Source organism: Fictibacillus tiangongensis (assembly GCF_048083785.1).
Taxonomy (GTDB): Bacteria; Bacillota; Bacilli; order Bacillales; family Fictibacillaceae; genus Fictibacillus.
This window is the reverse complement of the sequence record NZ_CP182294.1, coordinates 755,258-770,841: the sequence shown is the minus strand read 5'-3', so window position 1 is coordinate 770,841 and position 15,584 is coordinate 755,258. Positions and strand designations below refer to the sequence as shown.

The window sequence follows — 15,584 nt, the reverse complement described above, 5'->3', positions numbered from 1 at the left end:
TAATTATACGCCCATTTTTCTCTGTATCTGTCTTACCACACGGATCGCCTTACCTTCAGAACGTGGAATTCCTTTTGGTGGATACACTTTAATATTCATGGATACAAGGCATGTGTCTTTAATTTTTTTTGTGATCGTCTTCTTTAACAGGTGCGTCGCCTCATGATTCTCGTCACCGTTTGTTACAGCATAAAGTTGTTCTGTCATCTCTACATGAAGTTCGATATGTTCTTTTAAACCTTCTGTTAAAATGTGAACTTGATAGTGAGGAACAATATCCTCGATTGAAAGAAGACAATTCTCAATTTCAGACGGAAACACGTTAACTCCACGGACGATAATCATGTCATCGATCCTGCCTTTAACACGGCTCATTCTTATGGAAGTCCTTCCACAGCTGCAAGGTACTCGATTAATAGAAGCAATATCTCCTGTACGATATCGGATGATCGGAAAAGCTTCCTTCGTTAAACTCGTAAACACAAGCTCTCCATACTGACCATCAGGCATTGGTTCGAGGGTTTCAGGATTAATGATCTCAGTTAAAAAATGATCATCCATAATATGAAGGCCATCCTGTGCCTCGTGGCATTCCATCGCAACCCCTGGTCCCATCACTTCACTCAATCCATAGATATCCATCGCTTTGATGCCAAGCTTCTCTTCAAGCGTCGCACGCATCTCTTCAGACCACGGCTCTGCTCCAAAGATTCCGTATTCTATTGAAGTCGCTTTCGGATCTTTTCCTAGCTCCTCCATCTTTTCAGCAATCGTTAAGATATAAGAAGGTGTTCCGCATATCACCTGAGGTTTAAAGTCTTCTATTAATAAAATCTGACGTTCTGTATTACCACCAGACACAGGAACCGTAATCATCCCCAGCCGCTCAGAGCCGTTATGAAGTCCGAGTCCGCCTGTAAAAAGGCCATAGCCATATGCATTATGAAGGACATGACCGGGTTCTCCACCTGCAATGGCGATAGAACGCGCTACCATGTTGCTCCACCTGTCAATGTCACCTTCTGTATAGCCAACCACTGTCGGTTTACCACTCGTTCCAGAAGAGGCATGCAGTCGGACAAGGTGATCGTTCGGAACTGCGAAAAGTCCAAAAGGATAATGATCGCGAAGATCTTTTTTTACGGTAAAAGGAAGTTTTTGAAGATCTTCTAATGTATCAATTGAAGAGGGATGAATTCCTTTTTCGTCAAATGCATTTTTGTAAAAAGAGACATTCTCATATACGTTGTGTACCGTCTGCTTTAACCGATGAAGCTGAAGCTCTTCTTTTTCATCACGACTCATACATTCCACTTGTGGATGGAGGATCATTCTTTCATCTCCCTTTATAATATGTAAGCGATTACAATTGAGATTAAAAAAATATGACGTTTTTGTACCGTTATCTAATTATTGTGTGATGTATTTAGTTTCAGCTTATCATTTATAATAATTTTCTGTCAAATGGTTTTGAGTGCTGAAACAGCCGTTTAGACACGCATAGCACTTTACACTTTTCTGAAGACACGCACTTTGTGTCACAAGGAAAGAGGAAAGTGACCTCGAGTGGCTGGCTGTTGAAGCCGGATAAAATACAAGGCTGAAATGACCGTTAAGCCCCGACATAGAAAACACCGTTTGTGTAGTTTACAAACGAATGTTGCACTTGTGCCTGTGGTAACAACACATCATTTCCTGAATAGGATACGTTTTTTGTATCCTATTCAGGAAAGAATGTGACCTCGAGGGGCTGGTCTTTGAAGCTGGACTGATTTTGAGTGCTGAAACAGCCGTTTAGACACGCATCTGCGGATAAAATGATGAAGACGTATAAATTGTCTTTGAGGACTTATAAAAAAATTTGAAGACTTATAAATTTTTTTGAAGACTTATAAATGAAAATGAAGACTTATAAACGATATAAACAACAAAAAACCGCCCATGAAAAGGCGGTTTTCTTCCTAATATAATAGATCAAGGAACTCCTGACGTGTTACATTTCCGAAATAATGGCTCAGATCAAGGTCTTTTAGCACTTCCTCGATCGCCTCGCGGTCATAACGTACTCCGTTCAGCTTGTTTTCGATATCTGATACGTCACCTACACCGAAGAAATCTCCAAAGATCTTACTTTCTTGAATGATTCCTTTAACGATGTGCAGACGGATATCAACAGAACCTGCTGCAAATCGGTTCGAAAGTTCCACATTGAACTTCGGTGATTTTCCGTAGTTCCAATCCCAGTTGGCATAACGCTCTCTTGAGATTTTGCGGATTTCTTCCCAGTCCTTTTCCGTCAATTCGTATTTTGGCACAGAATCCAACTCTTCGAATAAATACGCAAGAAGGGTCTGTTTAAACTCTTCCATCGTCATATCTTCATCCAAGTGCTCACGGATATTGGTTACTCGGCTGCGAATGGATTTGATTCCTTTTGACTCGATCTTGTCCATACGTACATTTAGAGCAGAGACTACATTCTCGATCTCAGAATCAAAAAGCAAAGTTCCGTGGCTAAACATACGGCCTTTCGTAGAAAACTGAGCGTTGCCGGAAATCTTCTTTCCGTCTGCCAAAATGTCGTTTCGTCCGCTTAATTCAGCGTTCACACCAAGTTTTTTCAGTGCTTTTACAACAGGATCGGTAAACTTTTTGAAATCATGAAACGAATTCCCGTCATCTTTTGTAATAAAGCTGAAGTTTAAGTTTCCGAGGTCATGATATACGGCACCGCCACCTGATAAACGACGAACCACATGAATGCCTTCATCACGAACATAGTCGGCGTTGATCTCTTCAACGGTATTCTGGTTCTTACCGATGATGATCGATGGTTCATTTATATAAAAAAGCAAATACGTTTCATTGATGTCTAAATGTTTTAAAGCGAACTCTTCTATAGCTAGATTCACTCTTGGGTCTGTAATATTTTCATTATCAATAAAAAGCATATTTCTCTCCTCTTTCAGTCCCTATCTTTAAGCTCCCCACGTCCAGCCGGAAGAGGCAAGCTCCACTTTATTGTTATACACCTCTTTTGCCTCTGTGACAAGCTGTGATAACTGACCAAAATGAGGAAGGTGAGAAAGAAGCAGTTCACGAGCTTCAGACTCATGTGCTAGCTTGCCGCAATCCTCTGATGTCATGTGGCCTGGGCCGCTTCCATCCATACCTTTGTAAAAGTTGCATTCAGCAATTAATAAGTCCGCATATCTGCTGAACGGAACGAGTTCAGGAATGAGCGCCGTATCTGCCGTATATACGATCGTATGCTTTCCGTCTGTAATGCGCATCGCATAGCAAACCGCAGCATGCTTAGTTAGCTGAAACGTAATCGTAAAAGGGCCGACCTTCAACACTTCATCTGGATGATAGGGAATTCCTTTTGTGGTAGTTCCGTGCGTGAGCGTACGAAAACCACCTTGGTCCTTATCATGGCCATAGATAGGAAGTGGCTGTATTCCTTTTTGTAAAAACGACTGAATGAGACGACTGTATTGAAGAACACCTACATCAGCCACATGATCTGCGTGATAATGCGATAATACGACCGCATCTAATTTTTCTGGCTTTATAAACTTTTGCAGTTGTGAGAGCACGCCGCTTCCACAATCAATGAGCAGATTGAATCCCCCACTCTGAAGAAGATATCCAGATGTTGCTTCTCCCGCTCCTGGATAGCCACCCCAATATCCGATGACCGTTAGTTTCATAACCTTAGCCCTCCGCCTTTTTATTTACTAGTTTACACAACGCCTCACTCTTTACACTAGTTTTTTCGTTTAAGAGCCTCTAGTACTTTTACTAAAACGGGGTTGTTTTTATGTTCTACTTTATATGCGGCATAGATTGTGTTTTCTGTGGTTAGTTCAGGAAACAATACCTTCACACGTTTTTCTTGAAGTGATTTTTCAAAAAGATAAGTGGGAAGTATGCTCATTCCCAACCCATTTTCGATGCCCTCTAGAATAGATCTTAAATCAGGTATCGCGTGGCAAGGTTGAAAGTCTGGGCGCTTTTTAAAATGATCACGCCAATATCGTCTTATGATTGGAAGTTCTAATCCATAGCTCAGCCATTTCTGGTTGTTAAGCCATCGTTCAATTTCAACAGCATCATTCCCTGCACCCGTTTCATAGGTTGGTGGTACCACAGCAACAAACACTTCATCTTCAAGTTTTTGATATTCAATTCCTTGCTGCTGCGTTTTTTGAGTCGTCAGAATGAGATCCACTTCATCCCTCTCTAACTTATCTAATAAAGTACCTGCCACTCCAAACTGAGATAAAAAACGAATATCTAAATCTCGGATTTTAGGAAGAGTTCGTATCGTAAAATATTCTGCAGGCGAACCGATTCGGATTACGGGTGCACGCCCATTGCCAGAAGAACTATGAAGCATTTGAAGTGTCGTATTTTCCAAGTTCTCAATCAGTGGAACGATTTTTGTATACAGCTCTTTTCCTTTGTCAGTAGGTACCATCTTACGGGGAGCGCGAATAAATAGAGGCTCTCCTATTTCTGCTTCTAATGCTGCTAAATGCTGGCTCATAGCAGGCTGTGTGAGGATTCTAGCTTTTGCAGCCGCAGAAACCGAACGATGTTTGTAAATGCTGATAAAACTTCTATACCATTCAAAATCAATCATAAAAATTACCTCCCTTCTCATAAAAAACTGCACCGATCTGGATGAGACACGATGCAGAATTTTGTTCTATAGATCAATGATGTTCAAGCGGTATACTTCTCTTTTATGAACAAGCGTTTCTATATTGGTTCGATAATCCTTATAATGATCGGATTCAATATGCCTGCTGAGCGCATCTTCATCACGCCAGTTTTCATAAAATACAAAAGTCTCAGGATTCTCAGTAGATTCGTGCAGTGTATAGCTGATACAACCTTCTTCTTGCCTTGATGCTTGTACAACCTTAATCAATTCTTCGCGCAAACTTTCCTCTTTACCTGGTTTTGCTTTGAGTATTGCGTTAATGGTAATTGTCAAAAAATCATCTCCTTAAACAATCTTACAAACAATCTTGCCTTTAACATGTCTCTCTGAAAGCTTTTCAAGAGTTTCAGGTACTTCTTCTAGTATGATCACTTGTTCTAATAAAGAAGAAACTTTCTTATCTGCTACAAGCGCCAGCAACTCGTCTCCCATTTTTGCTAAATCACGTTCTGCCACTTCGTCCTGATTATGATGAATAGCGTTTAATGCTATTTCATGAAAAGAGATTACACGTGTAAATGGTTTCACCTTTGTATAATCCGGAGCGCCAGCAATATGTGCGATGTGCCCGTTGTATGCGATCAAGTCGAGTGATTCAGTTGCATTGTCTCTGGAGACTGTATCTAGAACTGCATCAACACCTCTACCGTTTGTAAAAGTCATCACTTTTTCTTTAACGTCGTCTTCCTTATAGTCGATCACAAAATCTGCTCCTAAAGAACGAACGTACTCATGGTTGTGTTTGGATGCTGTGGAGATCACCGTTTTTCCTGCATGTTTTGCAAGCTGAACCGCAAATCCACCCACACCACCTGCACCTGCATGGATTAAGATCGTATCAATTGAGGACATAGGTAACTTTCTAAACAGAGCCTGATAAGCCGTATAGCCTGCTGTTGGGAGAGCCGCTGCTTCTTCGAAAGAAAGAGAATCTGGAATACGTGAGATTGTATGTGCGGTTGTTACGCCAAATTCAGCATATGCCCCTTTTTTGTTAAAATCTCCATGATATACAACACGATCACCTACGTTCCAGTCCGCTACACCTTCTCCAACTTCATGAATGGTACCTGCCGCATCAAGTCCTAAAATGTGAGGATACGTCCAGTTCGTGTTGCCGCCAGTCGCTGTTTTATAATCTACAGGATTTAGTCCAGCAGCATGAATTTTCACTACAACTTCTCCAATTCCTGCAGTTGGTGTTTCTATTTCATCTACCTTCATTTCTTTCCATTGATTACGATCTCTTAAAAGTAATGCTTTCATCTTATTTTCTCCTCTCCCATATTCCTTCTCAATGTTCACAAAAAATAAAGCCTGCAAACCTTTTATTATAAAGGTCTGCAGGTTTATCAATTATTATGCTAACTGCTTCAAAACTTCTTTAGCCACTGAAACAGTAGATTGTGGATTTTGACCGGTAATGAGTTGTCCATCTCTTTGTACATGATCTGACCAATTTTCAGCAGCAACAAAATGTGCGCCTAGTTCACGCATGCGTGTTTCTAACAAGAACGGCATATATTGATCAAGAGTAGTCGCCACTTCTTCCGCATCTGTGAAAGCAGTCACTTTTTTCCCGGCTACTAACGGTGTACCGTCAGAAAGTTTCACACCTACTAACCCTGCAGGACCATGACATACCGCTGCTACTACTTTATTTTGCTCATATAGGTCGCGAATGATCTCTTGCAGTTTTGTGTTTTCTGGAAGGTCAAACATAGTTCCATGACCTCCTGGCAAGAAGATCGCATCAAAACCATCAAGATCATTAATATCTTCTAGTTTTAATGTGTTCTCAAGATATTTAGCTGTGTCTAGAATCTCTTGAGGCACTTCACCTTCTAAGCTGCGGTCATCTACAGGTGCTTTTCCACCCTTAGGACTTGCAACAGTAATCTTATGTCCCGCATTCGCGAATTCCACATAAGCTTCACCAAATTCAGAAAGCCATAATCCTGTTGAGTGTTCGTTGTTCATGTTATCAGCCGTAGTTACGACCATTAATATATGTTTAGACATCGTCTAATTCCTCCTAACAAAAAGTAAGTTGTTTCTCTAACAATACCTATTGTAGACTTCCATAAACCATAATACAAATTAGAAAATATAACCCTATCTATAAATATATTTATTAAAAAAATGAACGTCTTGAAAAGATGACATGAGAAAAACCCCCGCTTTTTAGCGAGGGTTTACATACCAAACTACTCTTTTACCGCACCTGAAGTTAGTCCTGATACGATTCGGCGTTGGAAAAGAAGAACCATGATTACAAGCGGCACCGTTACGATAACAGTCGCGGCTGTAACCTCTCCCCAAGGAATCGTGAACTGTCCTTCAAACATTGCAATCCCGACCGGAACGGTTTTGAACTCATCATCTGTATTGATCGTTAACGCGAACAGAAACTCGTTCCACGCCGATATGAATACAAGAATCGCTGTTGTGAAGATTCCTGGTATCGCAAGCGGCAAGATTACACGCCAATACGTCTGCATCGGTGATGCCCCGTCCATTTTTGCTGCTTCTTCAAGATCAAACGGGATCTTTCGGAAGAACGTGACAAGCAGCCAGATGGATAATGGCAACGTAAAGGTTGTATATGGAATGATCAATCCTAGATAGCTGTTCGTTAAACCAAGGTTTTTCAATACGATATAAATTGGTGAGATCGTTGCGATCTGTGGAAACATGGATACCGATAACACTAATCCAAGGATGACAGTTTTTCCTTTAAAGTTTAATCGTGCGATCGCATATGCCGCAAAACTCGCTACTAGAACTGCGTAGACTGTAGTTATCGTCGACACAACTAAGCTGTTCCATAAATATTTTAAAAATGGATAGTTAACAAATACAGATTCATAGTTCTCACCTGTCATGTTGTTTGTAAACGGTATGAAAGCACGGTCGCCAAACAGTTCCGCAACCGGTTTGATTGAACTTGCCAGTACCCATAAAAACGGAAACATGACAAGGAAGACAAACAATGTTAAGAATACGTAAAACATTGGGCCAGCTTTTTTGTTCATTTCCTATTCACTCCTTTATCTGTTCCGTTTTTATCTATCATTTAAAAGATCTCGTCCAAGGAACTTGATATAAATCATTGAGATGATCGCTACACAGACAAAGACGATAACCGACAGCGCCGAACCTTCACCGAAATTAGTCTGTGCAAACATGACTTTGTAAGCGAGGATCGATATCGTTTCCGTTGAGTTTGCTGGACCTCCACCTGTGAGTACATAGATTAAGTCGAAAACACGGAACGCATCTAGTGTACGGAACAACAAGGCAACGAGGATGCTAGACTTTAATAAAGGCAGTGTGATCTTTAAGAACTGCTTCCACTTGCTTGCTCCGTCAATCGCTGCTGCTTCATACAATGAACTCGGAATCGTTTGAAGCCCCGCTAATAACAAGAGTGCCATATAAGGCGTTGTTTTCCATACATCTGCGAAAATGACCGCAAACATAGCGCCAGTGCTCGTTGTCAGCATATCCGTCATCTGGTCAAACAATCCGATCTCAGCAAAGGCTTTGGCTACGATTCCATTTTGGCCATCATATAGATACTTCCACATGAATGCTGAAACAGCGGTTGGAATCGCCCATGGAATGAGGATGGTTGCTCTAACGAGTCCTCTACCAAAGAAAGCTTTATTAATAAGCAGTGCGATCGCGAGTCCGATAACGAGCTCTGCAAAAACAGAAATTACCGTAAAGACAGTTGTATTCTGAATCGCTTTCCACATACGGCTATCTGTTAGATTTTCTTTATAATGCTTCAATCCAATAAAATTAGGTGTAATGACTGAATCCTTTAATGATGCTGAAAGTCCGATCACGTCTTCCGGGTTTTTCAGTTCACTCTTTAACTCTCTAAGTTGTTCCGAAGAATCTGTTACAGCTTTCTCCAGGTCAAGCGCTACCTCTTTGTCCAAATCAGAAACAGCGAGCTCTTCACTGATTGGCTCCATCACGGTTAGCTTCTCATCTATTTCGTCATACTTGCTACTCAATTCTCCATCAGCTTTTAATTCTGAATCCACTTTTTCAAGATTTGCTTTGATCGCTTCAAGCTCTGATTTTGTTTTTCCTGTTGCTTCATCTAATTCATCTTCTAGTGAACTGATTAAGAATGGATAGTTATCTAGATAGGTTTGCAGATTCACTTTATACGACACATACGCTTCCGATTTTGCTGGATTGTTCAGTCTTAGATCAAACATGCTGTAATAGAAAGATTGAAATACGGGCCAAATGGCAATGATTAAGATCAAGATCATCGACGGGGCGATCAGCATGTAACCTAAAGAACGGTCAGAACGCTTTTTCTTCGCCTTTTGTTTCGTTTTTGCTGCTATCGGCTTTTGGTTGTTAGGCATTAGATCAGGTTTCAAACATGTCAGCTCCTTACTATTCGAATGCAATCGACGGACGGGCGCTGTTACGTCCATCCATTTCACTCTTTGTGTGTGGAATCGATACCAATTATAAAAGTAAGGGGAGCCTCTCTAAGAGAAAGGCATACCCCTTATCCATTTACGTTTCTTACTTTACTAGTTTTGCAGAGATTTCTTTTTGCATGTTTTTAGCTGCTTGTTCTGGTGTGATCTTTTTCCCTACAGCTTGAGAAACTTGTACTTGAATGATGTCAGAGATCTCAGGGTAGTTCGGTGCTACTGGACGAGATACTGCTGCTTCAAGTGCGTTTACAAAGCCTTCTTCTTTAAAGTATGGGTTTGCATCTAAAATTTCTTGGTCTTCATAAAGAGAAAGAATTGTTGGCGCGTGTCCACCTTTGATCGCATCGATCTTTTGTCCTTCTTTACCAGCCATAAAGCTTAAGAATTTCCATGCTTCTTCAGGATGCTTCGTGTTTTTGTTGATACCAGCCATCCAGCCGCCAAGTGCTGCTGCAGAACCTGCATCACCTGCTGGAAGTGGAGCTACTCCAACTTTACCTGCGATCTTAGATTGCTTCTCGTCATTTGCTAATGCGAATTGATATGGCCAGTTACGGATCAGACCTGCTTGTCCATTGATGAATGCTGTATGTGACTCTGGCTCAGCAAACGTTGTTACGTTTTGCGGAACAACATCAGAGTTTGCAACTTCTACAAGTTTAGCGATTCCTTTGATCGCTTCTGGAGAGTCAACTTTCACATCACCATTTTCGTCGATGATCTGACCACCGTATGATGCGATAAATTCAACCGCGTTACATACAAGACCTTCGTATTGCTTCGCTTGCATCAAGTAACCAAACTGTGTTCCACCTTGGCCTTTCGTTTCCTTTGCCTTAGCTAAAAGCTCGTCCCACGTCTTAGGGACAGAACCCTCGTCAACTAGGTCCGTACGGTAGAAAAGCATTCCCGCATCGATAAACTTAGGAAGAGCCCACTGCTTTCCTTTAAATTTAGATGCTGTGATCGCACCTTGGTTATAATCATCTGGGTTGATCCCGTCTTTTTCCATAAAGCGGTCTAGAGGCATCAAGAATCCTGCTTGTGCAAATTCTGCCGGCCAGATTACGTCAAGATCAATAACGTCGATCTCATCTGAGTTAGCGTTGAACGCTGTTACATATGCGTCATGCTGCTTGCCCGTATCAGCAGGCATCTCTTTAAATTCCACATCAATGTTAGGGTATTTCTTTTCAAAAGCTTCCACCATTGCTGTTGTTCCTTGTGTATCATCCTTCCCACGTGCATAGACGATCGTTACTTTTTCGTCTTTATCACCGCCGGATTTGTTACTGTTGCTGCTTCCTTCCTCTTTGTCCGAACAAGCTGCAAGTACAAGTGACAACGCTAGTGAAGTAGAAATCACTTTTGAGATTTTCTTAAGCTTCTTCATTGTATTTCCCCCTAATCTCCTGTTTTGTAAACGATTACATTTCACCACAAAAAGTTACGTTGAGGATCGTTTGATCAACTGAAATGGCAGGATTACTTCTTTTCGACTTAAAGGTTTCTTTGCCTGAATCGCTTCTACCATCAAATTCATGGCCTGCTTAGCAATAGTGTCGATCGGCTGTTCGACCGTCGTCAGATCCATTAATGCTGCCAGAGGCTGATTGTCAAAGCCGATGATAGCAAGATCCTCTGGTACTTTCCAGCCAGCATCAAACGCCGCTTTTGCAATACCTGCTGCCACTTCATCACTGCCGGTAAAAACCGCTTGCGGCTTATCACCCAGCTCACTCAATTTTTTAAATGCAGCAAAGCCGTCTTGCACACTATAAGCGTTGTAAAAGAACCATTCTTCCTTCATCATGATTCCCGCTTCATCCAGCGCTTGTAAGAATCCGATCTTTCTGTCTTTAGAAACTCTGGAGCTTTTGTGGTTGCCAGTGCAATACCCGATCTTTGTATAGCCTTGGTCGATCAAGTGCTTCGTTCCTAGATAGCTTCCTTCTATCTGGTTTAAGTAGACAGAAGGTACTTGAGCAGAGTCTGAGTATTCGTTGCAAACAACGATCGGGCCGAACGATAAGTATGGTTCAAACTCACTCCAATCGTTTTCTATGGATGTTAAGATCAGGCCATCTACTTGCTTTGTTTTTAAAAGCTCTAAAAAATTCCGCTCTTGTTCTTTCTTATAACGGGTCTGGCACAAAATCAGCTGATAGCCTTTTTTCGCGGCTTCCTTCTCCATCACTTCAACTAGATGACTGAAAAATGGATTCGTAATCCGAGGCACATAGACAGCGATCGTTTCTGTCTGCTGCCGCCTCAATCGTCTTGCTGATGAATTGGGCACATAATTCAGTTCTTGCATCGCCTGTGTTACGAGACGTTTTTTCTCTTCTGTCACATATGGATGTTCATTGATCACCCTAGAGACAGTAGTGCGGGATAATCCTGCTTTCTTCGCCACATCTTGAATGGTTGCCATCAGATTCTCCTCTTAAAACAATTGTGGAATCGAATTCATGAAATCGTTTTCATAATCAGAGTATAGTTCACGAAATATTCACAGGTCAATCCTTTTTTTCAGAAAGTTTTGCAATTAAAGATTTCATCGGAAGCAGGAAATACAACGATTCAAACGAACTTATGATAAAATACATACACGATTCTGTTTTTTACGTGAAAGGAGCCGGACCATGATTAAAGTAAAAAATCTAAAAAAGTCCTTTGGTGATCTTGAGGTATTGAAGGATATTAATGCAGAAATAAAAGCACAAGAAGTAGTTTGTGTGATCGGCCCTTCTGGCTCAGGAAAAAGTACATTTCTTCGCTGCATCAATAAACTTGAAGATATAACTGGTGGCCAAGTCATCGTGAACGGGACGGATATTACAGATCCGAAAACGAATATCAATAAAATCCGGGAAGATGTAGGAATGGTTTTTCAGCAGTTTAACCTTTTCCCACATAAAACCGTCTTAGAAAACGTAACACTTGCTCCTCTTAAAGTGAAAAGCACCAATAAAGAGGAAGCTCGTGACAAAGCATTAAAATTACTCGCAAAAGTAGGACTGCAAGATAAATCAAATGCCTATCCTTCTCAGCTTAGCGGTGGTCAGAAGCAGCGTGTAGCGATCGCACGTGCACTCGCGATGGACCCTAAGATCATGCTCTTTGACGAACCTACCTCAGCACTCGATCCAGAGATGGTCGGGGAGGTTTTAGAAGTTATGAAAGATCTTGCGCGTGAAGGGATGACAATGATCGTCGTAACGCACGAGATGGGGTTTGCGCGAGAAGTTGGTGACCGCGTGATCTTCATGGATGGCGGCTACATCGTTGAAGAGAATGTTCCATCTGAGTTGTTCGGAAATACACAGCACGAGCGTACGAAGTCATTTTTGAGTAAAGTTTTATAGTGATGGTAGTCGGTTCCTGATTTTTGGGGACCGGCTTTTTTATTTTGCTCTTGAAGTGGTGCGTAAATGTCGAATGGCCTTTATTTTTGATTTAAGACTTAATTGTTCTGGCTTTTGACTTAATTCACCTCTGTTTCAACTTAATGTGATCCACTTTCGACTTAATTCATTAGCTTTACGACTTAATTGACCCTGCTGCCCCCCTCTCAAATCACCCACAAACAAAAAAACTGGACCCTATAAAGAGTCCAGTTTCTTACTTTATTTAATCAGTCCTTTGTTTTTCAGAAATTCTTGCGCTACTTCACGCGGATCTTCTTTATCTAGGTCCACTTTCGCGTTCATTTCTGACATATCTTCTTCAGAGATCTTCCCTTCAAGCTCATTGAGAACACCTTCAAGCTTCGGATACTTCTTCAACGTATCTTCTCTAACAACTGGTACTGCATAATAAGGTGGGAAGAATTTCTTATCATCTTCCAGCGTCTTTAAATTAAAACGAACGATTCTTCCATCTGTTGTAAAAGCTGAAATCGCGTCCACCTTACCTTCTTTTACAGCAGAGTACATCAAGTTCGAATCTAGACTCTTTTTATCCTTAAAGTTAAGTTTGTACGTATCTACAAATGGCGTATAGCCGTCCTCACGTTCAAAGAACTCTGTCGGACCACCGAAAGTAAGCTGGTTCGACTTTGGTGCTAGTTCTGAAATCGACTTCGCATTAACTTGTTTCGCCGTATCAGGATTTAACGCTAGCGCAAATGTATTTTCAAAACCGAGTGGCTTTGTCCACTTCAGATTATAGTCTTTTGCATAGCCTTCTTTTACTGCATCATAAATTTCTTCAGGCTTCATACTCGGATCATATTTTTCTTTTAAAATGGTTAGATAGCCTGTTCCTGTGTATTCAACATAAAGATCGATATCGCCTTTCTTGATCGCTTCCGTAAGAATAGGCGTCTCGCCAATCGCTTCTTTAACAATTACAGGATAATCTGTTTTGTCTTTCACATATTCAGAAATTACATAAGGAAGAATGTATTGTTCAGTCCACTTCTTACCTGTGATTACGATCGCATCCTCTTCACCGCCACCGCGCAGTGCAAAGAAAAGAACAAGCGCAGCGATCGGTACCCCAATAAGGACTGGCAGTTTCCACGAAGCATGTTTCTTCGATGCTTTAGGTTCAGTAGCTAACTCAATTCGTCTCAGAATAAAGTCAAATACGATGGCAAGCAATGCAGCGGGAATCGCACCTGCTAAGACGAGTTCATTACGAGTAGTCGATAATCCACGATAGATAAGATCACCTAATCCACCTGCTCCAATAAACGCCGCAAGTGTTGCCACCCCAATGGTTAATACGGTTGCTGTACGCAGACCAGCCATGATGATCGGCAGAGCTAACGGCAGTTCGATCATTCGTAAGATTTGCGTATTCGTCATACCCATTCCTTTACCTGCTTCAACAGCCGATTTATCTACACCTGTAATTCCTGTGTATGTGTTGCGGAGGATAGGTAAGAGTGCATAAACAGTAAGTGCGATGATCGCTGTTGTACTTCCGATTCCGAATACAGGCAGTAAGAATCCGAATAAGGCCAAACTCGGTATCGTTTGAAAAATGGCTGTAACCCCAATCACAGGTTCAGCTACCGTTTTTCTTCTTGAGATAAAGATTCCTAGAGGAACCGCAATCACTGCAGCGATCAAGATCGATACAAGAGATAAAAATAAGTGCTGCTGAAGGCCTGTGAGAATCTCAGGCCATCTGTTAACAAACGTATCTTTAATCGTGATCAAAAAGTTATTCAATGCCCGCACCTCCTTCAACAGGCTTTTGTGCGGAAATATTTAACCCAGCTAAACCGCGCATCATGGATGCACGTGTGATTAATCCAACTAATTTTCCGTTATCGAGTACAGGAATCATATGAACACCATGGGTTGCGAAGATTTCTGCAACCTCCGTGTACGTTGATGACACATCGACCGTAATGATCTCTTTTTCCATCAGATCACCGATGGTCTTATCTTCTTCAGGATAATGCTGTTCGATTTTATCAAGTGTAGTGATTCCAAGAAGCTTGTTTTGCTGATCTGTTATCAAGAGACTGTCTACTCCATATCTCTTCATCATTTTTAATGATTCCGCAAGTCCTCTCGTTACTTTTGCCGTAACTGGATTCGGTCTCATAAGATCTACTGCTTCTGGCATGGACGATTCATCAGCAGACAAACGGTTCTCACCAATAAACCCTTTAACAAAGTCATTCGCTGGATGACGCAGAATTCGTTCTGGTGTATCGAACTGAACGATTTCTCCCTTATTTAAGATCGCGATCTTATCAGCAATCTTAATGGCTTCATCCATATCATGTGTAACGAATACAATTGTTTTCTTAATGGTATCCTGCAATTTAACGAGTTCATCTTGCAGCTGTTCACGGCTGATCGGATCAAGTGCAGAGAATGGTTCGTCCATTAAGATGATAGGAGGTTCTGCAGCAAGGGCTCGAATTACACCAATACGCTGCTGTTGACCACCGCTTAGCTCAGAAGGATATCGCGTTCTGAATGTTTTAGGATCTAATCCAACTAAATCTAGTAATTCATCTACTTTGCCATCATACTTTTCTTTTTCCCACCCTTTTAAACGTGGTACGAGTGAAATGTTGTCTTCTATCGTCATATGAGGCAATAGACCGATTTGTTGAATAACATATCCAATATTCCTTCTCAGCTCAACGGGGTTTCGGTTTGCAATATCTTCTCCATCAATGAGGATCGTTCCTTTTGATGGCTCGATCAAACGGTTTATCATTCTCATGGTCGTTGTTTTACCACAACCACTAGGCCCGATTAATGCTACTAACTCCCCTTCTTTAATTTGAAAGTCAATATTTTTCAGGGCCTCAAAACCGTCAGGGTATGTTTTCCCTACGTTCTTGAAAGTTATCAAGTTCGGTTCTCTCCTTTTTTTTACATAAAATAAGCTGCATCCATTAG

The 15,584-nt window shown here is 41.3% G+C and carries 14 protein-coding genes; 1 reads left to right on the top strand and 13 read right to left on the bottom strand.

The window, feature by feature from the left end; all coding sequences use genetic code 11:
- Positions 1-3: 3 nt before the first annotated feature.
- From ACNJYY_RS04290 to ACNJYY_RS04240, 11 genes are all read right to left on the bottom strand, one after another.
- The gene (locus ACNJYY_RS04290) at positions 4-1,332 is read right to left on the bottom strand and encodes a phenylacetate--CoA ligase family protein (protein ID WP_416730689.1); all 1,329 of its coding nucleotides are present in this window, start codon (positions 1,330-1,332) and stop codon (positions 4-6) included.
- 629 nt (positions 1,333-1,961) lie between these two features.
- Positions 1,962-2,951 (bottom strand): lipoate--protein ligase, encoded by a 990-nt coding sequence (locus ACNJYY_RS04285; RefSeq protein WP_137790510.1) that lies wholly within the window; start codon positions 2,949-2,951, stop codon positions 1,962-1,964.
- Between the two features lie 27 nt (positions 2,952-2,978).
- Complete coding sequence (locus tag ACNJYY_RS04280; RefSeq protein WP_416730688.1) at positions 2,979-3,713, bottom strand: MBL fold metallo-hydrolase; 735 nt, start codon at positions 3,711-3,713, stop codon at positions 2,979-2,981.
- Positions 3,714-3,769: 56 nt separating this feature from the next.
- A complete protein-coding gene (locus ACNJYY_RS04275) occupies positions 3,770-4,648 on the bottom strand; it encodes a LysR family transcriptional regulator (RefSeq protein ID WP_416730687.1) in 879 nt (292 codons plus the stop codon).
- Positions 4,649-4,714: 66 nt separating this feature from the next.
- Positions 4,715-5,005, bottom strand: coding sequence for a putative quinol monooxygenase (locus ACNJYY_RS04270; RefSeq protein WP_416730686.1), 291 nt, complete (start codon positions 5,003-5,005; stop codon positions 4,715-4,717).
- A 12-nt stretch (positions 5,006-5,017) separates the two neighbouring features.
- Positions 5,018-5,998 carry a zinc-binding dehydrogenase gene (locus tag ACNJYY_RS04265; RefSeq protein ID WP_416730685.1) on the bottom strand — a complete coding sequence of 327 codons (981 nt, stop codon included), beginning with the start codon at positions 5,996-5,998 and terminating at the stop codon, positions 5,018-5,020.
- A gap of 93 nt (positions 5,999-6,091) precedes the next feature.
- On the bottom strand, positions 6,092-6,754 hold the full coding sequence (locus ACNJYY_RS04260; protein WP_416730684.1) for a type 1 glutamine amidotransferase domain-containing protein: 663 nt from the start codon (positions 6,752-6,754) through the stop codon (positions 6,092-6,094).
- Between the two features lie 185 nt (positions 6,755-6,939).
- On the bottom strand, positions 6,940-7,767 hold the full coding sequence (locus tag ACNJYY_RS04255) for a carbohydrate ABC transporter permease (RefSeq protein WP_066391426.1): 828 nt from the start codon (positions 7,765-7,767) through the stop codon (positions 6,940-6,942).
- A gap of 30 nt (positions 7,768-7,797) precedes the next feature.
- Positions 7,798-9,126, bottom strand: a complete 1,329-nt coding sequence (locus ACNJYY_RS04250; protein ID WP_416731800.1) for an ABC transporter permease subunit — start codon at positions 9,124-9,126, stop codon at positions 7,798-7,800.
- Positions 9,127-9,292: 166 nt separating this feature from the next.
- Positions 9,293-10,600: an ABC transporter substrate-binding protein gene (locus tag ACNJYY_RS04245; protein ID WP_416730683.1), complete on the bottom strand. Its 1,308-nt coding sequence runs from the start codon at positions 10,598-10,600 to the stop codon at positions 9,293-9,295.
- A 54-nt stretch (positions 10,601-10,654) separates the two neighbouring features.
- On the bottom strand, positions 10,655-11,641 hold the full coding sequence (locus tag ACNJYY_RS04240; RefSeq protein ID WP_416730682.1) for a LacI family DNA-binding transcriptional regulator: 987 nt from the start codon (positions 11,639-11,641) through the stop codon (positions 10,655-10,657).
- A 211-nt stretch (positions 11,642-11,852) separates the two neighbouring features.
- On the opposite strand from ACNJYY_RS04240, the gene ACNJYY_RS04235 reads away from it, so the two are divergent.
- Positions 11,853-12,575 (top strand): amino acid ABC transporter ATP-binding protein, encoded by a 723-nt coding sequence (locus ACNJYY_RS04235; protein ID WP_416730681.1) that lies wholly within the window; start codon positions 11,853-11,855, stop codon positions 12,573-12,575.
- A gap of 261 nt (positions 12,576-12,836) precedes the next feature.
- On the opposite strand, the gene ACNJYY_RS04230 is transcribed toward ACNJYY_RS04235, so the two are convergent.
- Entirely contained in the window at positions 12,837-14,399 is a 1,563-nt protein-coding gene (locus ACNJYY_RS04230; protein ID WP_416730680.1) for a glycine betaine ABC transporter substrate-binding protein, read from the bottom strand.
- A complete protein-coding gene (locus ACNJYY_RS04225; RefSeq protein WP_144702839.1) occupies positions 14,383-15,537 on the bottom strand; it encodes an ABC transporter ATP-binding protein in 1,155 nt (384 codons plus the stop codon). Before ACNJYY_RS04225 ends, ACNJYY_RS04230 begins: the two co-directional genes overlap by 17 nt.
- Between the last annotated feature and the right edge of the window lie 47 nt (positions 15,538-15,584).